Annotated in this window: 22 protein-coding genes; 11 read left to right on the top strand and 11 right to left on the bottom strand. The window is 55.4% G+C overall.

The window, feature by feature from the left end; all coding sequences use genetic code 11:
- Positions 1 to 21: 21 nt before the first annotated feature.
- From madB to KOSB73_RS27555, 11 genes are all read left to right on the top strand, one after another.
- Positions 22 to 1,230 (top strand): Na+-transporting malonate decarboxylase, carboxybiotin decarboxylase subunit, encoded by a 1,209-nt coding sequence (gene madB / locus KOSB73_RS27505; protein WP_024358741.1) that lies wholly within the window; start codon positions 22 to 24, stop codon positions 1,228 to 1,230.
- A gap of 12 nt (positions 1,231 to 1,242) precedes the next feature.
- The gene (mdcA, locus tag KOSB73_RS27510) at positions 1,243 to 2,910 is read left to right on the top strand and encodes a malonate decarboxylase subunit alpha (RefSeq protein ID WP_098141340.1); all 1,668 of its coding nucleotides are present in this window, start codon (positions 1,243 to 1,245) and stop codon (positions 2,908 to 2,910) included.
- A gap of 11 nt (positions 2,911 to 2,921) precedes the next feature.
- Positions 2,922 to 3,254, top strand: a complete 333-nt coding sequence (mdcC, locus tag KOSB73_RS27515; RefSeq protein WP_024358743.1) for a malonate decarboxylase acyl carrier protein — start codon at positions 2,922 to 2,924, stop codon at positions 3,252 to 3,254.
- Positions 3,247 to 4,176 carry a biotin-independent malonate decarboxylase subunit beta gene (locus tag KOSB73_RS31365; RefSeq protein ID WP_098141342.1) on the top strand — a complete coding sequence of 310 codons (930 nt, stop codon included), beginning with the start codon at positions 3,247 to 3,249 and terminating at the stop codon, positions 4,174 to 4,176. Before mdcC ends, KOSB73_RS31365 begins: the two co-directional genes overlap by 8 nt.
- On the top strand, positions 4,176 to 5,057 hold the full coding sequence (gene mdcE / locus KOSB73_RS31370; protein ID WP_004139842.1) for a biotin-independent malonate decarboxylase subunit gamma: 882 nt from the start codon (positions 4,176 to 4,178) through the stop codon (positions 5,055 to 5,057). Before KOSB73_RS31365 ends, mdcE begins: the two co-directional genes overlap by 1 nt.
- A 17-nt stretch (positions 5,058 to 5,074) precedes the next feature.
- Positions 5,075 to 6,178: an acyl carrier protein gene (locus KOSB73_RS27530; RefSeq protein WP_098141344.1), complete on the top strand. Its 1,104-nt coding sequence runs from the start codon at positions 5,075 to 5,077 to the stop codon at positions 6,176 to 6,178.
- On the top strand, positions 6,175 to 6,861 hold the full coding sequence (mdcG, locus tag KOSB73_RS27535) for a malonate decarboxylase holo-[acyl-carrier-protein] synthase (RefSeq protein WP_024358746.1): 687 nt from the start codon (positions 6,175 to 6,177) through the stop codon (positions 6,859 to 6,861). The genes KOSB73_RS27530 and mdcG overlap by 4 nt, the downstream gene beginning before the upstream one ends.
- Before the next feature lie 22 nt (positions 6,862 to 6,883).
- Complete coding sequence (locus KOSB73_RS27540) at positions 6,884 to 7,102, top strand: acyl-CoA carboxylase biotin carboxyl carrier protein subunit (RefSeq protein ID WP_004139836.1); 219 nt, start codon at positions 6,884 to 6,886, stop codon at positions 7,100 to 7,102.
- 267 nt (positions 7,103 to 7,369) lie between these two features.
- Positions 7,370 to 7,765 carry a malonate transporter subunit MadL gene (madL, locus tag KOSB73_RS27545; protein WP_024358747.1) on the top strand — a complete coding sequence of 132 codons (396 nt, stop codon included), beginning with the start codon at positions 7,370 to 7,372 and terminating at the stop codon, positions 7,763 to 7,765.
- Positions 7,765 to 8,535 (top strand): malonate transporter subunit MadM, encoded by a 771-nt coding sequence (gene madM, locus KOSB73_RS27550; RefSeq protein WP_004139827.1) that lies wholly within the window; start codon positions 7,765 to 7,767, stop codon positions 8,533 to 8,535. The genes madL and madM overlap by 1 nt, the downstream gene beginning before the upstream one ends.
- A 43-nt stretch (positions 8,536 to 8,578) precedes the next feature.
- On the top strand, positions 8,579 to 9,010 hold the full coding sequence (locus KOSB73_RS27555; RefSeq protein ID WP_004139824.1) for a HutP family protein: 432 nt from the start codon (positions 8,579 to 8,581) through the stop codon (positions 9,008 to 9,010).
- Here the strand turns inward: KOSB73_RS27555 and KOSB73_RS27560 are convergent.
- The 11 genes from KOSB73_RS27560 to nusA form a co-directional block, all read right to left on the bottom strand.
- On the bottom strand, positions 8,973 to 9,914 hold the full coding sequence (locus KOSB73_RS27560) for a LysR family transcriptional regulator (protein ID WP_004139823.1): 942 nt from the start codon (positions 9,912 to 9,914) through the stop codon (positions 8,973 to 8,975). The two genes, KOSB73_RS27555 and KOSB73_RS27560, sit on opposite strands and share 38 nt — an antisense overlap.
- Before the next feature lie 98 nt (positions 9,915 to 10,012).
- Positions 10,013 to 11,257, bottom strand: a complete 1,245-nt coding sequence (gene mtr / locus KOSB73_RS27565; RefSeq protein WP_024358748.1) for a tryptophan permease — start codon at positions 11,255 to 11,257, stop codon at positions 10,013 to 10,015.
- A gap of 144 nt (positions 11,258 to 11,401) precedes the next feature.
- On the bottom strand, positions 11,402 to 13,363 hold the full coding sequence (locus KOSB73_RS27570) for a DEAD/DEAH family ATP-dependent RNA helicase (protein WP_024358749.1): 1,962 nt from the start codon (positions 13,361 to 13,363) through the stop codon (positions 11,402 to 11,404).
- Complete coding sequence (yrbN, locus tag KOSB73_RS27575) at positions 13,356 to 13,436, bottom strand: protein YrbN (RefSeq protein ID WP_085903200.1); 81 nt, start codon at positions 13,434 to 13,436, stop codon at positions 13,356 to 13,358. The genes KOSB73_RS27570 and yrbN overlap by 8 nt, the downstream gene beginning before the upstream one ends.
- A gap of 100 nt (positions 13,437 to 13,536) precedes the next feature.
- Positions 13,537 to 14,421: a lipoprotein NlpI gene (nlpI, locus tag KOSB73_RS27580; RefSeq protein WP_004139820.1), complete on the bottom strand. Its 885-nt coding sequence runs from the start codon at positions 14,419 to 14,421 to the stop codon at positions 13,537 to 13,539.
- 107 nt (positions 14,422 to 14,528) lie between these two features.
- On the bottom strand, positions 14,529 to 16,667 hold the full coding sequence (pnp, locus tag KOSB73_RS27585; protein WP_004139819.1) for a polyribonucleotide nucleotidyltransferase: 2,139 nt from the start codon (positions 16,665 to 16,667) through the stop codon (positions 14,529 to 14,531).
- A gap of 241 nt (positions 16,668 to 16,908) precedes the next feature.
- Positions 16,909 to 17,178 carry a 30S ribosomal protein S15 gene (gene rpsO / locus KOSB73_RS27595; RefSeq protein ID WP_002918244.1) on the bottom strand — a complete coding sequence of 90 codons (270 nt, stop codon included), beginning with the start codon at positions 17,176 to 17,178 and terminating at the stop codon, positions 16,909 to 16,911.
- A gap of 147 nt (positions 17,179 to 17,325) precedes the next feature.
- Complete coding sequence (truB, locus tag KOSB73_RS27600) at positions 17,326 to 18,270, bottom strand: tRNA pseudouridine(55) synthase TruB (RefSeq protein ID WP_024358750.1); 945 nt, start codon at positions 18,268 to 18,270, stop codon at positions 17,326 to 17,328.
- Positions 18,270 to 18,671, bottom strand: a complete 402-nt coding sequence (gene rbfA, locus KOSB73_RS27605) for a 30S ribosome-binding factor RbfA (RefSeq protein WP_004106092.1) — start codon at positions 18,669 to 18,671, stop codon at positions 18,270 to 18,272. Before rbfA ends, truB begins: the two co-directional genes overlap by 1 nt.
- Positions 18,672 to 18,762: 91 nt before the next feature.
- Positions 18,763 to 21,453: a translation initiation factor IF-2 gene (gene infB, locus KOSB73_RS27610; protein ID WP_004125655.1), complete on the bottom strand. Its 2,691-nt coding sequence runs from the start codon at positions 21,451 to 21,453 to the stop codon at positions 18,763 to 18,765.
- A 24-nt stretch (positions 21,454 to 21,477) separates the two neighbouring features.
- Complete coding sequence (gene nusA / locus KOSB73_RS27615; RefSeq protein WP_004125657.1) at positions 21,478 to 22,965, bottom strand: transcription termination factor NusA; 1,488 nt, start codon at positions 22,963 to 22,965, stop codon at positions 21,478 to 21,480.
- Positions 22,966 to 22,973: the final 8 nt, after the last annotated feature.

Genomic DNA, 22,973 nt, shown 5'->3' on the forward strand with positions numbered 1-22,973 from the left:
GCGTTATCAGGAATATATTTTATGGATATCTTTATTAAGCTCTTTTCGGGCATTGGTACCTTTTTTATTGAAGATCCCACAATAGCCATTGCGCGAATATTATTAATTATTCTGGGTTTTGTCCTGGCGTGGATGGGTTTTCGCCGCACCCTCGAACCGCTGATTATGGTGCCGATGGGCTTAGGCATGATTGCCGTTAACGCCGGGGTGCTCTTTCTCGCGGGCGGGCAAACCGGCACCTTAATTCTCGACCCGATGATCAGCGACCCTACCGAGCTGGTTAACATTATGCAGATAAACTTCCTGCAGCCGGTTTATAACCTGACCTTCAGTAACGGCCTGATCGCCTGTATCGTTTTCTTCGGCATCGGTGCGATGAGCGATATCAGCTTTATTCTGCTCCGCCCCTGGGCCAGCATCATCGTTGCGCTGTTCGCCGAAGCGGGTACCTTCGCCGCACTGCTGCTGGGAATAGAAGTATTTGGCCTCCCGGCTAACGAAGCGGCTTCTATTGCGACCATCGGCGGCGCCGACGGCCCGATGGTGCTCTTCGCCTCCTTGATTCTGGCGCCGAATCTGTTTGTCCCCATTGCCATTATCGCCTACCTGTATCTGAGCCTGACCTACGCCGGCTATCCGTATCTGGTGCGCCTGCTGGTACCGAAAAAGTACCGCGGGATGGAAGTGGATATCGAATATCCCACCGTATCAAAAAAAGCGAAGTTCATCTTCACCATCTGCGCCTGCCTGCTGCTGTGCCTGCTGTTGCCGGTCGCCGCGCCGCTGATCCTCTCATTCTTCCTCGGGATCGCGATTAAAGAAGCGGAGATCGAACCGTTCCAGAAGCTGCTGGAGACCACCCTGACTTATACCGCGACGCTGTTTCTCGGCCTGCTGCTCGGCACGCTGTGCGAAGCGCAAACCATTCTTGACCCGAAAGTCGGCATCATTCTGATTCTCGGTATTGGCGCGCTGGCTATCTCGGCAATCGGCGCCCTGCTCGGCGGCTGGTTTATCTGGCTTATCTCGAAAGGACGCTACAACCCGGCCATTGGCATCGCCGGGGTTTCGTGCCTGCCGACCACCGCCAAAATCGCGCAGAAAGAAGTCAGCCATGAAAACCCCTACGCCGTCATTCTGCCGCTGGCCATGGGCGCTGGCGTCAGCGGCCTGATCGTTTCGGCCATCGCCACCGGGGTCTTTATCTCCACGCTATTCCTGCTGAAATAAGGGAGTAAAAACATGCTTAAAGAGCACAACTGGCATCAACTTAAGGATGACACGGCGCAGCGCCTGAGCCTTCTGGCGCCGTATTTCCGCGATGGCAAGATTATTGATGCTAAAGATACCGTCGCGGTGCTGGAGGCGGCGATCCGCCGCTTTGATCGCGTCAATATTGAGGGCAACAACCAGAAGCAGGCGGATTTTCTCGCCGAATGCCTGTGCAAAGTGGACCCGGAAAAAATTTCCGGCCTGCATATGGTGCAGTCTTCCGTGCCGCTCAGTACGCACCTCGATCTGTTCGAGAAGGGCATTGCCGAAAAGCTCGACTTCGCCTACGCCGGCCCGCAGGATGGCCGCCTCGCGCAGCTTATTCAGCAGGGCAAGATCAAGCTCGGGGCGATCCACACCTATCTGGAGCTGTTCAGCCGCTACTTTGTCGATCTCACTCCGCGAGTCTCGCTGATCACCGCCTTTGCCGCCGACAAAGACGGCAACCTCTACACCGGCTTTAACACCGAAGACACGCCGGTAATCGCTGAAGCGACCCACTTCCGCCAGGGGATCGTGATAGCCCAGGTGAACAAGATCGTCGATAAAGTGCCGCGCGTCGATATTCCCGGCGACTGGGTGAACGCGGTTATTGAAGCGCCGCGCCCGTTCTACGTTGAACCCCTGTTCACTCGCGATCCGGCGCTGATCACCGATACCCACGTGCTGATGGCGATGATGGCGCTCAAAGGGATCTACGCCGAATACGGCGTCGAGCGCATTAACCACGGCATCGGCTTCTTCACCGCCGCCATTGAACTGCTGCTGCCCACCTACGGCGAAGAGCTGGGGCTGAAAGGCAAAGTGTGTACCCACATGGTGCTGAACCCGCATCCGACGCTGATCCCGGCGATCGAGAGCGGATGGATCCAGTCCGTTCACTGCTTCGGCGGCGAGCTGGGAATGGAAAAATACGTCGCCGAGCGCCCGGATGTGTTTTACATCGGCCAGGACGGCACTCTGCGCTCAAACCGCGCCTTCGCCCAGGCCGCCGGACACTATGCGCTGGATATGTTTATCGGCGGCACGCTGCAAATCGATAAGTACGGCAACAGCAGCACCGCTACCGCCAGCCGCGTTTCCGGTTTTGGCGGCGCGCCGAATATGGGCTGCGATGCCAAAGGCCGCCGCCACGTCACTCAATCCTGGCTCAAATGCGGCGAAGAGTTCAATGCGACTCAGCAGCAGCTAATCGGCGATATGCCGCGCGGCAAACGCCTGGTGGTCCAGATGCAGGAGACCTTCCGCGAGAAACGCCAGCCCGCCTTCGTCGACAAACTGGACGCCTGGGAACTGGCGGAAAAAGCCGGTCTCGCCCTGCCGCCGGTAATGGTTTACGCCGACGACGTCACCCACGTGCTCACCGAAGAAGGTATTGCCCACCTGCACCGCTGCGATGGGCTGGAGCAGCGGATGGCGGCCATTCGCGCCGTGGCGGGCTACACCGATATCGGCCTCGCCGCCGACCCGGCGCAAACGCAAGCGCTACGCGATGCGGGCATTGTGCAGACGCCGGAAGATTTAGGCATCGACAGACGCCGCGCCAACCGCCAGATGCTGGCGGCGAAGAGTATTCGCGATTTGGTCGAGTGGTCCGGCGGACTGTACAACCCTCCTGCTCGATTCCGTAACTGGTAAGGGAATAGCAAATGGCTCTACATCAAATATCACATCATTTCAGCGGTAAAAGCGACCGTCCGTCTCTGCCGCAAACCGTGCACTGCGGCATCGTAGGCTCTGGCGATCTGGAAGTGTTGCTGGAACCTAAAGCCCTGGCAGGCGGAATCGACATCAGCATTTGTACGCCGGTCACCGGGTTCGACGCCATCTGGAAAATCGTCCTCACCCGCTTTTTAGACAACGGTCCGCTGGGCGATATGCAGGTCAGCATCAATGATAACAACGCGACGCCTGCCGTGGTGGCGTTACGCCTTCAGCAAGCATTACAACAGGCAATTCCGGGGGAAAACCATCATGAGTGATCTGCGTTTTCTGGAAGCCAGCGCCCGCGTTCGCGCCGAAGGGTTGGTGGATAAAGGCTCGTTTACCGAACTGATCGGTCCGACGGCGAAACGGATTAGTCCGCATCTGCCGGTACTGGGCGAAGCGGTAGAGTTTGATGACGGCGTGGTGACCGGTATTGGCCTGCTCGGCCAGCATCCGACCATCGTTATCTCGCAGGAAGGACGTTTTATCGGCGGCTCCGTTGGTGAGGTTGGCGGCGCAAAGATGGTCGGCGCGCTGATGCTGGCCGACGAGCTGGCGGCGCAAACTAACGATCCGGCCCGCCGTCCCATCGTGCTCATCTCGTTTGAAACCGGCGGCGTACGCCTGCACGAGGCCAACGCCGGGCTGCTGGCGCACGCCGAGTGCATGGATATGCTGCAAATCCTGCGCGGCCGCGTACCTGTGGTGGCGCTGATCGGCAGCAAGATCGGCTGCTTCGGCGGTATGGGCTTTGTCGCCGCCGCCACCGATCTGATCGTCATGAGCGAGTCGGGCCGTCTCGGACTCACCGGCCCGGAAGTCATTGAGCAGGAGATGGGTCGTAGCGAATTTGACGCCTCGGATCGCGCCCTGGTGTTCCGCACTACCGGCGGCAAGCACAAATATATCGTCGGCGACTGCAACTACCTGATTGCCGATTCGCTGGCGGCCTTCCACCAGCAGGCTTCACTGATTGCCGACCTGCCGTGGCCTGAGATTGAAGCGATGCGCCGGATCGGCAGCGAGGCGAAAGTCCGCGCACAGATGGCGCTGACGCAAAAAATCAACGAACTTGCGCCAACCGACGCGCGCGATGTCTGGGCTGCGGCGGGAAATTCAGTGCCGCAATCGCTGGTTGATATGAGCCTGGAGACCTTTCTGAGCAATGTCCAACGCCTGTCCGTGGAGGAAGTATGATGGAAAATTTACTCGGTCAGGGGCGCGCAGCCATCGACCTGATTGTCGATGAAGGCAGTTTTGCCGAAAACGCCCTTGAGCAACTTAACCTCCCCTGCGACGACTACGGCCCCGGCGCGGTCGTCGGCAGCGCGCGGATCAACGGCGAAACCTGCACGGTGATCGCCAACGACGCCATGACCTTCAACCCGCGTTTTCCGGTGGTTTACGCCGGGATAATCGGTCTCGAAGAGGGCTATAAAATGGCGCTGGCGGTCTACCGCACGCTGGCGATGGATAAAGACAAACCTGCGAGCGAGAAGCGTCCGCTGGTGCTGATTGTCGACACGCCAGGGAACGGACCAGGCAAGCTGGAAGAGATTATCGGTATGAATAAAGCGACCGGCGCATACCAGCTGGCGCTGGCCGAAGCGCGCCATGCCGGGCACCCGATTATCGCCATGGTGATTGGCCGCGCCATCAGCGGCGCGTTCCTGTGCCACGGGCTGCAGGCCGACCATATCCTCAGTCTGACCTCGGAATTCGGCACCATGATCCACGTGATGCCGCTGAGCAGCATCGCGCGCATTACGCGTCAGGACGTCGAGCGGCTGAGCGAACTCTCCCGTAGCAACCCGGTCTTTGCGGCAGGTCCGGAGTTTTTCTGGCAGCTGGGCGGCGTGGAAGAGTTAATCAAAACCATCCCGGCGATGAAAGAGGCGATCGTTCGACATATCGCTGAAGTACGCCAGCAGAAACAGGCTGCGGGTATTCAGGCCACCGGTCCGCAGGGGCGCGGCATCTCTGGCGAGGAACGCGGCGGCAGGAAAGCCCGCGGCGTGATTCTGGCGCAGATGCGCGAAGAGTATCAGCACGTCGCGGCGCGTTATCAGCCCGGCTGATCCAGGGGAAAAGTGAGATGAACGATCCCATCGCCACGCTTGAATGGCTTCTTGAGGCCCAGCCCGGCATTCCCTCTCTGCAAGAGATGCCGCGCCGGACGCTGGAGGACAAAGGCATTGCCGGCCCAACGGCGGCGCACGTGATTGAAGAGATCCATACGCCGCTTAACCTGGCGCTGGTCACCTTCACCACCGGCAGCAGCGCGTTTCAGAATATCGTCGGCGTCACGCACGATGAACTGGCGCTGCGCACCGCCGCCGGAAAGCGCGCGCTGGCGGCATGTGGCGTAACCGCAGGGCAGCAGGTGCTGGTGACCTACGCGCCGCTGGTCAACGTGTTTACCCGCCAGGCGCTGGATGAGAGCGGCCTTCGCTGGTCGTTTTTATCCCGCTCCTGCCGGGACGCGCTGCTGATCGCCCTGTGCCGGCAGCCGCCGGACGCGGTGGTGGGCGAGTCCTCTTTTTTACGCGCCACCCTGGAGCAGGCGCTGAAGATGGAGCTGGCGGACAGGCTGCCGAAAAAGCTGACGCTGATAACGGCCGGCACGCCGCTGGATGAAGCGCTGGTTCCGCTGGCGGCTTCTCTGGGTTATGCGCTGCACGATATGTATGGCTGTCAGGAATTCGGCTGGCTGACGCTTGATGGCATCCCGCTACGCGAAGATATTTCGCTGGTTCCCGCTCCGCAGGGCGGAGACTGGCGGGAAGCGATCGTTGGCGGTTTACCAACCGGCGACAGCTTTCCCGTCGCCGCCGGCGGACATCTCTGCAATCCGCAGGGCAAAATCCAGACCTGGAAGCGCCAGCGCACCACGCCGGAATACGACATGGTGGTCATGGCGACCACCGCGCGGCATCGGGAGATCGTGGAGCGCACCGCACGGACGATTTTGCGTATTAAGGGACGCGTTTGCCACGTGTCAACGCAGCTGATAACCGAGGCCACGGCCACCCATATTCGCCTCTGGCCAAAGGCGGTTCCCGGCGAATGTACCGCAGGCGTTGCGCCCATCGATATTATCGGTCCGCAGGCAACGGCCCAGTTTGACGCTCTGCTGCAGTCCCAGCGGGATTTACAGCGGCAGGCGAAAAACGATCCTGCCTGGTGTAAAGCGCGATGACCGCCCTGCAACGACATACCCTGTGCTGGCTGGAGCCTTCGACGCTGGATGAAATCGCGGCGCAGCTGGAGGATGAATTCGGCCACCTTCCTGCCGTATTGCGGCAGCAAGCGCGGGAATATCTGCTCAGCGGATCGCTACCGGGCATCGTACGTCGCGGCCTGCGGAGTGAGAATAGTGTTCCGCTTGGGTTCTCTTTCCCACTGCGCTGGCAAGGGCAGCGAGTGCGTCTGGCCACTGAAGCGGCGTTATCAGCGATAACACGTTACTCAACCCCAGAGCAAACGGCATCGCTCTCCATTGCAGAGCGCACTAATGCGATAGGCGCATTTCATGCCTTGCGCCAGGCATGGCGCTGGCCCGGGCTCCAGCTCGGGGTCTGGGGTTCGGTAGGGCTGGAAATGGCCACGCCGTGGCGATGGAGCGATGCCCACTCGGATCTGGATATTCGCGTTATCCCCACCGCGCCAGGCGAACTCAACGCATGCTGGGCCTGTTTACGTCATACCGAAGAGCAATTTCAGTTACGTATTGATGGCGAGATTGGTTTAGCTGACGGATACGCAATCAATATCAAAGAGTGGTTCAGCGGAAGCGCAACTCTGCTGGCTAAAGGAGAGGATGATGTTCAATTAAGATCGCGACAGCAGGTCACGGCAGCAATGAGAACATATCTCTGTTAAATACATCAAAAAGGAATCTAATATGTCTGAAGTTAAATCAAAAGTCCCGGGTGTGGTCGATGAAGTAAAAGCCGCTGCCGGGGATAAAATCGAAAAAGGCCAGGTGGTGATTGTGCTCGAAGCCATGAAAATGAAAATGCCGGTCGCCTCGCCGGAGACGGGTATATTAAAAACGCTGTCACTCAATACCGGAGACCGCGTCAACCCAGGCATGGTGTTATTTGAAATTATTGCAGAGTAAAGTGAGTTAACACGCATTTAATTAAAAAAACAATGCGACATTCTATTGTGAGATTATTTCTATGTTAATGTCATATCAGTAAGCATTTTGCTTGCTGATATGATAAATCATAGTGACTGAGCAAACCTGTGTTCTTACGAATGTCCGCAAATAAAAACGCGCTATGCTAAAAGCCGCTGATTAATTTTTTGTCATTTCTCCAACGCGGGCATTATCAACCCGCGTTGTGTAATTCGCTTTTAGTATGGATAGACAAAGAGAAACATCATGATTATTTACGGATTGATGTTAATGGGACTGTGCATGTTCGCCGGGCTAATCGTGGGCGATCTTCTTGGCCTGGTCTTGGGTATTTCCGCCAATATCGGCGGCATCGGCTTCGCGATGCTGTTTTTAGTTATCGTGTCACAAAAATTAGTGGATAAAGGATTGCTCTCCAAGCCTGCGGAACAGGGGGTAGGTTTCTGGAATGCAATGTATATCCCGATTGTCGTCGCTATGTCGGCAAACCAGAACGTTATCGCCGCCCTTAAAGGCGGTCCGGTTGCCTTGATTGCCGGCGTTGGCGCCGTTTTTATTGGTTTTCTGCTGATTAAGCCTTTGAGCAAAATCGGCGGTCGCGACCATCAGGAAAGCTCCGCCGTTAGCGAGGAGTGTAAATAATGGAACAGCTGACAAAGATTCTAACCGGTAGCTTCACCAGCAACGGTTTGATTACCGCTTTTGTCGTGGTGGGTATCGTATGCTGGGCCGCAAGCTGGATCTCAACGCATCTGCTTCGCGGCAAGATCCACAGCTCAGCTATTGCCATCGTCGCCGGATTGCTGCTGGCCTGGCTTGGCGGGGAACTGACCGGCGGTAAAAAAGGTCTGGCCGATATCAGCTTGTTTAGCGGTATTGCGCTGATGGGCGGCGGTATGTTCCGCGATTTCGCCATCATTTCCACCGCCTTCGGCGTTAAGCTTGAAGAACTGAAAAAAGCCGGCATGGCTGGCGCGCTGGCGCTGGTTATCTCGACGGTGCTCTCTTTTTATCTCGGGGCGATTGTCGCCTGGGCTTTTGGCTATACCGACGCCATCAGCATGGCGACCATTGGCGCGGGGGCCGTAACCTTCATCGTCGGCCCGGTAACCGGCGCAGCGCTTGGCGCAAGCTCGGATGTTATCGCGCTGAGCATCGCCGCCGGCGTGATTAAGTCTATTGCCGTCATGATCTTAACGCCGCTGGTAGCGAAAGCCGCGGGCCTGAACTCGCCTGCCGCCGCTATCGTCTACGGCGGGCTAATGGGCTCCACCAGCGGAGTCGCCGCGGGTCTGGCGGCCACGGACCCGAAACTCGTTCCCTATGGCGCAATGACGGCAACCTTTTATACCGGCCTTGGCTGTCTGCTGGCCCCTTCGGCCCTCTATCTCTCTTTAACCCCCTTCTTTTAATGACGGACGCCTGCTGTGATGCAGCAGGCGCAAGGGATGTTCAATGTACTCATTTCAGCGCATGAAACCTGGGCAAATCGCGCTTCTGGCCTCACTTTGTACGCAAGAAGACGAAGATAATTTTCGCCAGAAGCTATTAGCGGATAAGCCCGAACATAAGGTGGGTTTTGTTTTTATGACCGGGACATCGGATGAAATAAAAAATAAACTACAGCGCTGTATCATCGGCTGCGCGTTTAAGCATCAGATAATTACGCGCCAGGAATCGGCCATTTTTACGTTATGTCAGGTCAGCCATCAGGCGCTGACCCATGCTTTAGCGAACAGCATCAATGGCGATCGGATGAGAATAAAAATAGCCTTAGTCAGTAATCCAAAGTGGCTTGCCGTCGCTATCTACGGCGAAAGCGTGGTCTATCAGCGATTGAGTCATGAGCTTACGGGGTTTTCTCTGTCTCGCTTTTCTCCATCATAAGCTGTCTGGCGTACATACGGCACTCGGCTAGTAAGGACAGCAGACCCGGCTGATTTTCCTGGCTACGCGGGAAGACCAGCGAAATTTCCTGTTCCATTCGATAGGGCTCCTGCAGCGGCAGCAGGCGAATGCCGTTACTGAACAGGCCGCGCATCCTCCCCGGAATTAAGGTATAGCCCATGCCGGCATTCACCATACTCATCAGTGAAAAAATATCATGTACCCGGACGGTAATGTCGGGCGTAAATCCAGCAATCTGAAAGGCCTCCTGAAATCCTCGCCAGGTCGCGAAGCCTTCGCTCAAGGCAATAAACTTTTTATTTTGCAGATGCCGTAAATCTACGGGGGTCGATAAGCTATCCGCTTCGGTTACCGGAACTGCAAGGTAGATGGAATCAGAGAATATGGTCCATGTCTCAAATAACTGGGCGTTATAATCATCGGGAGTCGATATCAGAACCGCATCAATCTTCTCTTCATTAAGCGCTTCTAATAATTTCTTATTAGAGTTCATGATAAATTCAATGGTCAGTTCCGGGCAGCGTTTTTTCAATCCCTGAACAATTTGCGGTGCGGTTTTTAACACTAGCGAATAAAGTAGCCCTAAACGTAAAACCTGAGAATGATACCCCGAAGCCTTACGGGTAAGATAAATACAGCGTTCCAGTGCATTAATGACTTCCCGCGCTTCCTTTTGCATAACCCATGCGCCAGGTAAAGGATAAAGATTGCGGCCATTATGGGTAAACAAAGGACAGCGTAAATTATCTTCCAGCGAATGAAGCGCGCGATGAACGCTAACGGATGAAATGTTCATTAGCTCTGCAGTTTTTGATATATTCATCGACTCCATATAGCTAAGGAAAATCTCGAGCTTCCGCAGAGTAATATCGTTATTCAGCATATAAATATTCCCTTATTCAAGACAATATTCATAGTAAGAGAAATAAAGAAAATATTTTTTGAGCCAGATCGTTAAATCTGGCTCAGCGGAAAATTCAATTATTGATAGGTGGGTAATACATTAAAGCTCGACAGGAAATGCACAATCACGTTGCCCAGACCAAACAGCAGGACCAAAGCAATCATCGGCTTTCCGCCCCAAACGCGAAACAATGGGCTGCCAAAGCGTTTACGCGATGCGCGAGCCAGCAGCGCCGGTACGATTGCCGCCCAGATGGTCGCCGCCAGACCCGCATAGCCGATCGCGTAGAGGAACCCGTTCGGCCACAGCAGGCCGCCCACCATTGGCGGGACAAAGGTGAAAATCGCGGTTTTAAAGCGTCCCAGCGCGGAGTCGTCGAAACCGAAAAGATCCGCCAGATAATCAAACAGGCCGAGAGTGACGCCAAGGAATGAGCTGGCTACGGCAAAGTTTGAGAAGATCACTAACAGCAGATCCAGACTCCGGCTATTCAGTACCCCGCTGAGCGCCTGGACCAGGACATCAATATTGCCCCCCTTCTGCGCGATACCGATAAACTCCGGACGAGGGATATTGCCCATCGTCACCAGCAGCCACACCACGTACAGACCCAGCGCCAGCAGCGTACCGTAAACCAGGCACTTAACGATTGTGCGCGGATCTTTGCCGTAGTACTTCATCAGGCTCGGCACATTGCCGTGATAGCCGAAGGACGCGAGGCAGAACGGCAGCGTCATCAGCAGGTAGGGCAGATACGAGGCATTCTTTTCAGCAACGTTAAACAGGGTGGTCGGCTGAACGTGTCCCAACAGGCTGCCAAAGGTCAGAAAGAAAGTAATAACCTTCGCCCCGAGCACAATGGCCGTCATGCGGCTCACCGCTTTGGTACTCATCCAGACGATAAACGCCACCAGCAGGGCAAAACCAAAACCTGCCGCCCTTGCCGGGACGTTCAGCGACATTTCGCTAAACGTATGGTGCAGGATCGAGCCGCTGGCGGAGATATAGGCGTAAGTCAGAATATAAAGCACAAAGGCGATCGACACGCCGTTAAGCAGATTCCAGCCCTTACCGAGCAAATCTTTGGTAATGGTATCGAAGCTGGAGCCAATGCGATAATTCAGGTTCGCTTCGAGGATCATTAACCCGGAGTGAAGCATACAAAACCAGGTAAAAACCAGCGCCGCCAGAGACCAGAAGAACCACGCGCCGGACATCACAACCGGCAGTGAGAACATCCCCGCCCCAATAATCGTCCCGCCAATAATCACTACGCCGCCAAACAAGGACGGTCGGGTTGCCGTAGTGGTAAGTGTCGCCATTTGCCGAAATCTCCAGTCGAAAATACTTTTGTTGTTATCAACGTGACGCACTGTACCAGTACACGAGTACAAAGGAAATAAAAAAAGCCCCAATCGTTAAGATCGGGGCTGTATCGTTTACTTTACGTTAGCGGAAAGCGCTAATTATGCATCGCCACCGAAACGACGACGACCTGCGGAGTCATCGCGACGCGGAGCTGAAGCATCATCGCGGCGCGGCGCGCGGCCGCCTTCACGACGTTCGCCGCTGAAACGACGACCTTCACTACGGCCGCCTTCGCGACGCTCGCCGCCGAAACCACGACCTTCACGACGTTCACCGCCGCCGAAGCTACGACCGCCTTCACGACGCTCACCGCCGCCACGACGTTCGCCGCTGCGCTCAGGACGCGGCTGAGCATCACCCAGCAGCTGCATGTTCATCGGCTTGTTCAGGATGCGGGTACGCGTAAAGTGCTGCAGCACTTCGCCCGGCATGCCTTTCGGCAGTTCGATAGTGGAGTGAGAACCAAACAGCTTGATGTTACCAATGTAACGGCTGCTGATGTCGCCTTCGTTGGCGATTGCGCCAACGATATGACGTACTTCAACGCCGTCATCACGGCCCACTTCAATGCGGTACAGTTCCATATCGCCAACGTCACGACGTTCACGCTTAGGACGATCTTCGCCGCTGCGTTCAGGACGGTCGCCGCGCGGGCCACGGTCGTTACGGTCGCCACGACGCTCAAAACGATCGTCACGGTCGCGGAACTCGCGCTTAGGACGCATTGGCGCATCCGGCGGCAGGATCAGCGGACGTTCGCCCTGAGCCATTTTCAGCAGCGCGGCGGCCAGCGTTTCCACATCCAGCTCTTCGCCTTCGGCAGACGGCTGGATTTTCGCCAGCAGCGCGCGGTACTGATCCAGATCGCTGCTTTCCAGCTGCTGCTGAACTTTCGCGGCAAATTTTTCCAGGCGACGTTTGCCCAGCAGTTCTGCGTTCGGCAGTTCAACTTCCGGAATGGTCAGCTTCATCGTACGTTCGATGTTGCGCAGCAGACGACGCTCGCGGTTCTCAACGAACAGCAGCGCGCGACCAGCACGACCCGCACGACCGGTACGGCCGATACGGTGAACATAAGACTCGGAATCCATCGGGATATCGTAGTTAACTACCAGGCTGATACGCTCAACGTCCAGGCCACGGGCCGCAACGTCGGTTGCAATCAGGATATCCAGACGACCGTCTTTCAGACGCTCCAGAGTCTGCTCACGCAGGGACTGGTTCATATCGCCGTTCAGCGCAGCGCTGCTATAGCCGCTACGCTCCAGCGCTTCGGCCACTTCCAGGGTCGCGTTTTTGGTACGAACGAAGATAATCGCCGCATCAAAATCTTCCGCTTCCAGGAAACGCACCAGCGCTTCGTTTTTACGCATACCGTAAGCAGTCCAGTAGCTCTGGCTGATGTCCGGACGAGTCGTTACGCTCGACTGGATGCGCACTTCCTGCGGCTCTTTCATAAAGCGGCGGGTAATACGACGAATCGCTTCCGGCATGGTGGCGGAGAACAGAGCGGTCTGATGACCTTCCGGGATCTGCGCCATAATCGTTTCTACGTCTTCGATGAAGCCCATGCGCAGCATTTCGTCAGCTTCATCCAGAACCAGACCGCTCAGCTTAGAGAGATCCAGCGTACCGCGTTTCAGGTGGTCCAGCAGACGACCCGGGGTACCAACAACAATTTGCGGTCCCTGACGCAGCGCGCGCAGCTGCACGTCATAACGCTGGCCGCCGTAGAGGGCAACCACGTTTACGCCGCGCATATGTTTAGAGAAATCCGTCATTGCTTCAGCTACCTGTACCGCCAGTTCGCGGGTCGGCGCCAGCACCAGAATCTGCGGTGCTCTCAGCTCAGGATCAAGGTTGTTCAGCAGCGGTAAAGAGAACGCTGCGGTTTTACCGCTACCCGTCTGGGCCATACCCAGAACGTCGCGGCCGCCCAGCAGATGCGGAATGCACTCAGCCTGGATCGGAGATGGTTTTTCGTAACCCAGATCGTTAAGCGCTTCAAGGATGGGAGCCTTCAGGCCCAGATCTGCAAAAGTGGTTTCGAATTCAGCCATGTAGTACGTGTGCCTCAAAATTAATGGCGGCCAGTCTACATAACTCATCGTGAAAATTTACGGTAATTTTCATTGAAAAGTGTGAACCGGCTCAAAGTAGGTGTATTAACGAACAACAACGCCCTCACCCGCAAAGGTGATGGCAATCAAAAAAGGGCTGATGTGTTCGTCAGCTATTGCTGGTCCGATTCTGCCAGGTCATCTTGCTCCTGGCCCAAGAGCGATAATTCCAACAATGCGTATCGGTGCTCAACGTAGTTATGAACGTTGTTTGCGACCGCCAGTTTGAACAGTGCCGTAGCGCTGTCCTTGTCCCCCAGACTTAGGTAGTACTTACCTAAATAGAAGTTGGTTTCACTGAGATGCTCAGCGAGCGAGGTGTTATCCGTTGCGTCTGCCTTCAGACGGGTCATTAGCTCTTTTTCGCTAATGTCGCCAAGGTAGAACCCGACAATGTTCCATCCCCATTGTTCTTTATCCGACTTGTCTAAGCGCTGTCTCAGTGCTTCAAGCGCCTGCTTCTCATCGAGCTGACGCTCGGCGAGATAAAGCCACAGGCTTCGGAAAGGATCATTGGGATCGTCTTGATAAAACGCCAGCAGATCATCTTGCGCTAACTTAGCACGACCGCCGTAATACAGGGCGATGCCGCGATTTAAGTGCGCGTAGTTGTAAGTTGGATCAAGCTCAAGTACAGAATCAAACGCTTCATAGGCAGCATCAAAATTGCCTGCCTGCGTTAAATAAATGCCTAAGTAATTGAATACTTCAGGCATATCCGGTCGGATTGCCAGCGCTTGTGAAAAATCATTTCGCGCTAATGCCCTCAGACCGAGACTATCATACAACACTCCGCGCTCATATAAAAGCTGTGCGCGTTCGTCATCGGTTAAAGCCCGACTGGCAAGAATTTGTTCCATGCGCGCCAGAATCACTTCTTGCTGCAAAGTCGGTTGCAATGGCACCGCGAGGACTGCGTCCTTACGCCAGGCAGAGTTGCTGCATCCTGCCAGCGTGAGAGCTGTCGCCACGAAACACCAGCGCAAAAAAGGCTTCATTTCCCACTCCCGAAGACAACGATTGGATGAACGTCCAGTTCCCCGGCTGCAAACAGGGCGTCCTGCCCGTAATGCGCCCTCCGCTATGCGGAGGGCAAACGGCAACCTTACTCGCCCTGCTGTTCGGCAGCCGGAGCTTCCGGCGCAGCCGCAGGCTGAGTTTGTTCAGTTGCTTCTTTGATGCTCAGACGGACACGGCCCTGACGGTCAACTTCCAGAACCTTAACCGGCACTTCCTGACCCATCTGCAGATAGTCGGTCACTTTCTCAACGCGCTTGTCGGCGATCTGAGAGATGTGAACCAGGCCTTCTTTACCGCCGCCAATGGCAACAAACGCGCCAAAGTCAACGATGCGGGTCACTTTACCGTTATAGATACGGCCAACTTCGATCTCAGCGGTGATCTCTTCGATACGACGAATCGCGTGCTGCGCTTTGTCGCCATCGGTTGCTGCGATTTTAACGGTACCGTCATCTTCGATTTCGATAGTGGTGCCGGTCTCTTCGGTCAGCGCGCGGATAACGGAGCCGCCCTTACCGATAACGTCTTTAATTTTGTCCGGGCTGATTTTGATCGTGTGGATACGCGGTGCGAATTCGGAGATATCGCCGCGCGGCGCGTTAATCGCCTGTTCCATCACGCCCAGGATGTGCAGACGCGCACCTTTAGCCTGGTTCAGAGCAACCTGCATGATCTCTTTGGTGATACCTTCAATTTTGATATCCATCTGCAGCGCAGAGATACCTTCGCGGGAACCCGCTACTTTGAAGTCCATATCGCCCAGGTGATCTTCATCGCCCAGAATGTCAGACAGTACGACGAAGTTGTCGCCTTCCTTCACCAGACCCATTGCGATACCCGCAACGGCGGCTTTCACCGGCACGCCTGCGTCCATCAGCGCCAGAGAAGCGCCACAGACGGAAGCCATGGAGGAGGAACCGTTAGATTCGGTGATTTCAGAAACCACGCGAACGGTGTACGGGAACTCTTCGATAGTCGGCATAACGGCCAGGACGCCGCGCTTGGCCAGACGACCGTGACCGATTTCACGACGCTTCGGAGAACCGACCATTCCCGTTTCGCCTACGGAGTACGGAGGGAAGTTATAGTGGAACAGGAAGGAATCCGTGCGCTCGCCCATCAGCTCATCGATGTTCTGCGCGTCGCGTGCGGTACCCAGGGTCGCGGTAACCAGCGCCTGAGTTTCGCCACGAGTAAAGAGTGCGGAACCGTGGGTACGCGGCAGAACGCCGGTACGAACGTCCAGACCACGAATCATATCTTTTTCACGACCATCGATACGCGGCTCACCGGCCAGTACGCGGCTACGAACCACGTTTTTCTCGATTGCGTGCAGGATTTCACCCAGTTCGTTAGCGTCCAGGGATTCATCTTCCGCAACCAGGGTCGCGATAGTTTCAGATTTGATCGCGTCAACCTGAGCATAACGCTCCTGTTTGTCGGTGATACGGTAAGCATCGCTCAGGCGAGATTCAGCCAGCGCGGCAACGCGCGCGTTCAGCGCCGCATCAACCACTTCCGGCTGCCAGTCCCAACGCGGTTTACCGGCTTCTTTCACCAGGTCGTTGATGTTCTGAATAACAATCTGCTGCTGGTCGTGACCAAACACGACCGCGCCCAGCATCTGGTCTTCGCTCAGCAGTTCAGCTTCGGATTCAACCATCAGTACTGCGGCTTCGGTACCTGCAACAACCAGATCCAGTTTGCTGGACTTCAGCTCTTCCTGGGTCGGGTTCAGCACGTACTGGTCATTAATATAACCGACGCGAGCGGCGCCAATTGGGCCGTTGAACGGAATACCGGACAGGGACAGGGCTGCGGAAGCGCCAATCATCGCGACGATATCCGGGTTAACCTGCGGGTTAACGGAAACCACGGTCGCAATAACCTGGACTTCGTTCACGAAGCCTTCCGGGAACAGCGGGCGAACCGGGCGGTCAATCAGACGCGCGATCAGGGTTTCGCCTTCACTCGGACGGCCTTCACGACGGAAGAAACCACCCGGGATTTTACCTGCAGCGTAGGTACGCTCTTGATAGTTAACGGTCAGCGGGAAGAAATCCTGGCCTGGTTTCGCTTTTTTCTGGCCCACAACGGTAACGAATACCGCGGTGTCATCCATGCTAACCATAACGGCGGCAGTTGCCTGGCGCGCCATCATGCCGGTCTCCAGGGTTACGGTATGTTGGCCGTACTGGAATTTACGAACGATCGGATTAAGCAAAATTCTATCCTTATATCTATAGATGATGTCAAATCCACGATAAGACATCGTATGACCCGATCTTCTGCATCCTCGCGACTAATGACAACCTTTACCCGCCCCTGCGAGTCAAGCCTCTCATTAGCCGCGCGAACCTCTGCATGAAGATCATTAATAGCAACAATACATGAGTTTTTAATGAATTGCTGCCGCCCGGTCGAAAAAAGGGGCCGTGAGGCCCCTTCTTCTGAAACTCGCAGAATTAGCGACGCAGACCCAGACGCTCGATCAGCGCAGAGTAACGTGCAACATCTTTACGTTTCAGGTAGTCGAGCAGTTTACGACGCTGAGAAACCATGCGCAGCAGACCACGACGGCTGTGGTGATCTTTTTTGTGCTCTGCAAAGTGACCCTGCAGGTGGTTGATCTGTGCAGTCAGCAGTGCAACCTGAACTTCAGTAGAACCGCTGTCGTTTTCGCCACGACCGAACTCAGAAACGATTTTTGCTTTAGCTTCAACGCTTAGAGACATTTTCGAACTCCAAAATTAAAAGAAAGAAAGGGTGCCGATCTCTAATTCAGCAACCCCTGATATAACGCTCGCAAATGTTAAATCACTTTGGCGAGCGTTAAGCGGCGATATTCTACTCGCAGCAGCCTTTTATCGCAAGGAAAGCGCTCAGGCAGGGTATTCAACCACCAGACGACGAGGCGCAACGCGGCCTTCATCATCAATTTCACCCATACCAAGAAACTTCTCTTCCGCGCCTTCCGTGACGCGAACCAGCCCCTGTAGCGGCGCGCCCGATGTACGAACCGGGTTACCGTTTTTAAAGTAGACGGCTGAGGTTTCCGGAATATTAATCAACGGGTAATCCGAAGCCGGACTGTCCATCGGCATCAGCAGCGGGTCCAGCAGCTGAGCGGCGGGAATATCCTGCGCATTGGCCTGCTCGACCAGCGCCTGCAGTTGCTCCAGCGTCACCATTCGTTCGACAGGATATTTACTGACCGCCAGGCGACGGAGAAAAGTGACGTGCGCGCCGCATCCTAGTTTCTCGCCTAAATCATCAATAATCGTGCGAATGTAGGTGCCTTTCGAGCAGTGGATTTCCAGCTCAAGCTCGCTACCCTCATGACGAATAAATAGCAGTTCGTATACCGTAATCGGCCGGGATTCACGCGGTACTTCAATGCCCTGGCGGGCATATTCGTACAGCTTTTTGCCCTGGTATTTCAACGCCGAATACATCGACGGTATCTGCTGAGTTTCGCCGCGGAAGCCGTCAAGCGCGGCTGCCAGCTGCTCCGGGCTAAAAGCCAGCGGACGCTCTTCCACCACCTGGCCATCGGCATCAGAGGTATCGGTGCGCTGGCCGAGCTTTGCAATCACGCGGTAGCGCTTGTCAGAATCGAGCAGATACTGGGAAAACTTTGTCGCTTCCCCGAGGCAAATCGGCAGCATACCGGTCGCCAGCGGATCCAGCGCGCCCGTGTGCCCTGCCCGGTTGGCGTTATAAAGCCGTTTGACTTTCTGCAACACGTCGTTGCTGGATGCGCCTTGCGGTTTATCCAGCAACAGAACGCCGTGCACATCGCGGCCGCGACGACGAGGACGACTCATTAGTCCTCCTTGCTGTCGTCCGGGTTCACACGACGCTCATCGTCATGTTTCACCACGCTGGTCACCAGATTCGACATGCGCATCCCTTCGACTAACGAATTATCGTAGAAAAACGTCAGTTCAGGCACGATACGCAGGCGCATCGCTTTGCCCAGCAGCGAGCGAATAAAACCAGACGCTTCCTGCAAAGCCTTGATGCCCGCTTTCACGGCGGCTTCGTCTTTATCGTTCAGGAAGGTCACAAACACTTTGGCATAGGCCAGATCGCGGGACATTTCGACACCTGAAACCGTGGTCATCATGCCCAGACGCGGGTCTTTAATTTCGCGCTGCAGGATGATTGCGATCTCTTTTTGCATCTCCTGGGCCACACGCTGCGGGCGACCAAATTCTTTCGCCATAATAAATTCTCCAGACAAATAAGGGGGCCACGCGGCCCCCTTTAATTTTGTATAACCGGGTGGCGCTGCGCTTCCCCGGCCTACTAAACGATTAATCGATGGTACGTTGAATCTCGATGATTTCGAACACTTCGATCATATCGCCGACGCGAACGTCGTTGTAGTTCTTAACGCCGATACCACATTCCATGCCGTTACGGACTTCGTTAACGTCATCTTTAAAGCGGCGCAGGGATTCCAGCTCGCCTTCATAGATAACCACGTTGTCGCGCAGAACGCGGATTGGGTTGTGACGCTTAATCGTACCTTCGGTGACCATACAGCCCGCGATGGCGCCGAATTTCGGCGATTTGAACACATCACGCACTTCAGCCAGACCGATGATCTGCTGTTTCAGTTCCGGAGACAGCATGCCGCTCATCGCTGCTTTCACTTCGTCGATCAAATGGTAGATGACGGAGTAGTAGCGCAGATCCAGGCTTTCCGCGTCGATAACTTTACGCGCAGATGCGTCAGCACGAACGTTAAAGCCAACCAGAATCGCGTTGGATGCGGCCGCCAGGGTTGCGTCGGTTTCGGTGATACCACCTACGCCGGAACCAATGATCTTCACTTTCACTTCGTCGGTAGACAGTTTCAGCAAGGAGTCGGAGATCGCTTCCACAGAACCCTGAACGTCCGCTTTGAGGACGATGTTCACTTCGTGAACTTCGCCTTCAGTCATGTTGGCGAACATGTTCTCCAGCTTAGATTTCTGCTGACGAGCCAGTTTAACTTCACGGAATTTGCCCTGACGATACAGCGCAACTTCACGCGCTTTCTTCTCGTCACGCACGACGGTCACTTCGTCGCCGGCAGCCGGTACGCCAGACAGGCCGAGGATTTCCACCGGAATGGATGGACCCGCTTCCAGCACTTCCAGACCCAGTTCGTTACGCATCGCACGAACGCGACCGTATTCGAAACCGCACAGGACGATGTCGCCTTTATGCAGCGTACCTTCGCGTACCAGAACGGTTGCAACCGGACCACGACCTTTATCGAGGAAGGATTCGATCACCGCGCCGCTCGCCATACCGTTGCGAACCGCTTTCAGCTCCAGAACTTCCGCCTGCAGCAGAATAGCATTCAGCAGATCGTCAATACCGGTACCGGCTTTAGCGGATACAGGGATGAACTGCGCTTCGCCGCCCCACTCTTCCGGCATAACGCCGTACTGAGACAGTTCGTTTTTAACGCGATCCAGGTCAGCTTCCGGCTTATCGATTTTGTTCACCGCAACGACCAGAGGTACCTGCGCCGCTTTCGCGTGCTGGATAGCTTCGATGGTCTGCGGCATCACGCCGTCGTCTGCCGCCACAACCAGAACCACGATATCCGTCGCCTGCGCACCACGAGCACGCATAGAGGTAAACGCGGCGTGGCCCGGGGTATCCAGGAAGGTGATCATACCGTTGTCGGTTTCAACATGGTACGCACCGATGTGCTGGGTGATGCCGCCCGCTTCGCCAGAGGCCACTTTCGTTGAACGAATGTAGTCCAGCAGAGAGGTTTTACCGTGGTCAACGTGACCCATGATGGTCACTACCGGTGCGCGCGGTTCAGCCGCTGCGCCGGTGTCACGGTCGCTCATTACCGCTTCTTCCAGCTCGTTTTCACGACGCAGGATAACCTTGTGGCCCATCTCTTCGGCAACCAGCTGCGCGGTTTCCTGGTCGATGACCTGGTTGATGGTCGCCATGGCGCCCAGTTTCATCATCGCTTTGATGACCTGAGAACCTTTGACGGCCATCTTGTTGGCCAGATCGCCAACGGTGATGGTTTCGCCGATAATGACATCACGGTTAACCGCCTGAGCCGGCTTCTGGAAACCTTGCTGCAGAGCAGAACCTTTACGATGCTTACCGCCTTTACCGCCGCGAACGGCCGCACGGGCTTCTTCACGATCGGCTTTCGATTCAGCGTGTTTATTGCCTTTCTTCGCCGGGCGCGCTGCTTTCGCATTACGTCCGCGGCCGCGACCGCCTTCAACTTCACGATCGTTGTCGTCTTCAGCCTGACGAGCATGCTGAGAAGTCGTTACGTGATAGTCAGTGGTCTCTTCAGGCGTTTCTGGCGCTTCAGTCCAGTTCTTTTCATTTTCTTGAGCCATACGGCGTGCTTCTTCCGCTACACGGCGCGCTTCTTCTTCAAGTTTGCGGCGTGCTTCTTCTTCCGATTTGCGCTTGAGCTCCGCTGCTTCATTTTCGCGGCGTTGCTTTTCAGCCTGGGCGGTTTTGGTCATATCGTCGGTTTGTTGATTGCTCACTTTGTCTTTTTCCGCGGCTTCACGTTTCGCTTTATCGGCGAGTTCACGTTTCGCTTGTTCTGCGGCCTCACGTTCAGCTTTTAATTGCGCCTCGCGTTTGGCTGATTCTTCAGCTTCACGACGGGCTTGCTCTTCCGCTTCACGCTGCGCCTGCTCTTCCGCGGCAAGGCGTTCGGCCTCTTGCGGATCGCGTTTCACAAAGGTGCGTTTCTTGCGGACTTCGATTTGTACCGATTTGCTCTTTCCACCGGTACCCGGAATATTTAACGTGCTGCGCGTTTTGCGCTGCAGCGTCAGCTTGTCGGGCGCCGAGCCGTGTTCACGGTTCAGGTGCGTCAACAAGGTTTGCTTCTCTTGCGCGGTCACAGAATCATCAGCCGATTTGCGGATCCCTGCATCAGCAAACTGCTGTATCAGGCGATCCACAGAGGTCTGAATCTCTGAGGCCAGCGCTTTAATGGTCACATCTGTCATGCTGTTCCTTCCTGCTACAGTTTATTACGCTTCGTCGCCGAACCAACAAATATTACGAGCGGCCATGATAAGTTCTCCGGCTTTCTCGTCGGTCAAGCCTTCGATATCAGCCAGATCATCAATGCCCTGCTCGGCGAGATCTTCCAGCGTACAAACACCACGGGCGGCCAGGGTGAATGCCAGAGCGCGATCCATACCTTCGAGATTCAAAAGATCGTCGGCAGGTTTGCTGTCTCCCAGGCTCTCTTCTTTGGCCAGCGCCAGCGTGGTCAGCGCGTTTTTCGCCCGCTCACGAAGTGCTTCAACGGTTGCTTCATCCAGACCGTCGATTTCCAGCAGTTCCTTCATTGGCACATAGGCCAGTTCTTCCAGAGTGGCGAAACCTTCTTCAACCAGCAGCGTGGCGAAATCTTCATCAATATCAAGATATTTAGTGAAGGTATCAATCGCTGCATGGGCTTCGGCCTGATGCTTAGCCTGGAGGTCGTCAACGGTCATGACGTTGAGTTCCCAGCCGCTGAGCTGAGATGCCAGACGTACGTTCTGACCGTTACGGCCAATGGCCTGCGCCAGGTTGCCCGCTTCGACTGCGATATCCATGGTGTGCTTGTCTTCATCTACCACGATAGATGCGACGTCAGCCGGAGCCATGGCGTTAATCACGAACTGCGCCGGGTTATCGTCCCACAGCACGATATCGATACGCTCGCCGCCCAGTTCAGTCGAGACAGCCTGAACGCGCGCGCCGCGCATGCCGACGCAGGCGCCAACCGGATCGATACGCTTGTCGTTAGTTTTAACGGCGATTTTGGCACGAGAGCCAGGATCGCGAGCCGCCGCTTTAATTTCGAGAACTTCTTCACCAATTTCCGGTACTTCAATGCGGAACAGTTCAACCAGCATTTCCGGCTTGGAGCGAGTCACGAACAGCTGCGCGCCGCGCGCTTCCGGACGAACTGCGTACAGTACGCCACGGATACGGTCACCCGGACGGAAGTTCTCACGCGGCAGCATATCTTCACGCAGGATCACGGCTTCAGCGTTGTTGCCCAGATCCAGCGTAATGTTGTCGCGGTTCACTTTCTTCACTACGCCCGTGATGATTTCACCTTCGTGCTCACGGAACTGATCGACGACCATCGCACGTTCGGCTTCACGTACTTTTTGTACGATAACCTGCTTGGCGGTCTGCGTAGTGATACGGTCAAAGGTGACAGATTCAATCTGGTCTTCGACGTAATCGCCAGGATTCATGCTTTCATCTTCGTAGCGCGCAGCTTCCAGCGTGATTTCGCGCGTCGGCTGAGTGACTTCTTCAACTACCAACCAGCGACGGAAAGTATCGAAATCACCGCTTTTGCGATCGATTTCTACGCGCACGTCGATCTCTTGCTCATATTTTTTCTTGGTAGCCGTCGCTAACGCACTTTCCAACGCTTCGAAAATTTTCTCACGCGGCAGCGCCTTTTCGTTGGAAACGGCTTCAACAACAGCCAAAATTTCTTTGTTCATCGGGGCCT

This window comes from Klebsiella grimontii, assembly GCF_900200035.1.
Classification (GTDB): Bacteria; Pseudomonadota; Gammaproteobacteria; order Enterobacterales; family Enterobacteriaceae; genus Klebsiella; species Klebsiella grimontii.

Excerpts from the sequence above, each read along its gene's own strand:
- madB (WP_024358741.1), top strand. The coding sequence starts at position 22 with ATGGATATCTTTATTAAGCTCTTTTCGGGCATTGGTACCTTTTTTATT.
- mdcA (WP_098141340.1), top strand. The coding sequence starts at position 1,243 with ATGCTTAAAGAGCACAACTGGCATCAACTTAAGGATGACACGGCGCAG.
- mdcC (WP_024358743.1), top strand. The coding sequence starts at position 2,922 with ATGGCTCTACATCAAATATCACATCATTTCAGCGGTAAAAGCGACCGT.
- KOSB73_RS31365 (WP_098141342.1), top strand. The coding sequence starts at position 3,247 with ATGAGTGATCTGCGTTTTCTGGAAGCCAGCGCCCGCGTTCGCGCCGAA.
- mdcE (WP_004139842.1), top strand. The coding sequence starts at position 4,176 with ATGGAAAATTTACTCGGTCAGGGGCGCGCAGCCATCGACCTGATTGTC.
- KOSB73_RS27530 (WP_098141344.1), top strand. The coding sequence starts at position 5,075 with ATGAACGATCCCATCGCCACGCTTGAATGGCTTCTTGAGGCCCAGCCC.
- mdcG (WP_024358746.1), top strand. The coding sequence starts at position 6,175 with ATGACCGCCCTGCAACGACATACCCTGTGCTGGCTGGAGCCTTCGACG.
- KOSB73_RS27540 (WP_004139836.1), top strand. The coding sequence starts at position 6,884 with ATGTCTGAAGTTAAATCAAAAGTCCCGGGTGTGGTCGATGAAGTAAAA.
- madL (WP_024358747.1), top strand. The coding sequence starts at position 7,370 with ATGATTATTTACGGATTGATGTTAATGGGACTGTGCATGTTCGCCGGG.
- madM (WP_004139827.1), top strand. The coding sequence starts at position 7,765 with ATGGAACAGCTGACAAAGATTCTAACCGGTAGCTTCACCAGCAACGGT.
- KOSB73_RS27555 (WP_004139824.1), top strand. The coding sequence starts at position 8,579 with ATGTACTCATTTCAGCGCATGAAACCTGGGCAAATCGCGCTTCTGGCC.
- KOSB73_RS27560 (WP_004139823.1), bottom strand. The coding sequence starts at position 9,914 with ATGCTGAATAACGATATTACTCTGCGGAAGCTCGAGATTTTCCTTAGC.
- mtr (WP_024358748.1), bottom strand. The coding sequence starts at position 11,257 with ATGGCGACACTTACCACTACGGCAACCCGACCGTCCTTGTTTGGCGGC.
- KOSB73_RS27570 (WP_024358749.1), bottom strand. The coding sequence starts at position 13,363 with ATGGCTGAATTCGAAACCACTTTTGCAGATCTGGGCCTGAAGGCTCCC.
- yrbN (WP_085903200.1), bottom strand. The coding sequence starts at position 13,436 with ATGAAAATTACCGTAAATTTTCACGATGAGTTATGTAGACTGGCCGCC.
- nlpI (WP_004139820.1), bottom strand. The coding sequence starts at position 14,421 with ATGAAGCCTTTTTTGCGCTGGTGTTTCGTGGCGACAGCTCTCACGCTG.
- rpsO (WP_002918244.1), bottom strand. The coding sequence starts at position 17,178 with ATGTCTCTAAGCGTTGAAGCTAAAGCAAAAATCGTTTCTGAGTTCGGT.
- truB (WP_024358750.1), bottom strand. The coding sequence starts at position 18,270 with ATGAGTCGTCCTCGTCGTCGCGGCCGCGATGTGCACGGCGTTCTGTTG.
- rbfA (WP_004106092.1), bottom strand. The coding sequence starts at position 18,671 with ATGGCGAAAGAATTTGGTCGCCCGCAGCGTGTGGCCCAGGAGATGCAA.
- infB (WP_004125655.1), bottom strand. The coding sequence starts at position 21,453 with ATGACAGATGTGACCATTAAAGCGCTGGCCTCAGAGATTCAGACCTCT.
- nusA (WP_004125657.1), bottom strand. The coding sequence starts at position 22,965 with ATGAACAAAGAAATTTTGGCTGTTGTTGAAGCCGTTTCCAACGAAAAG.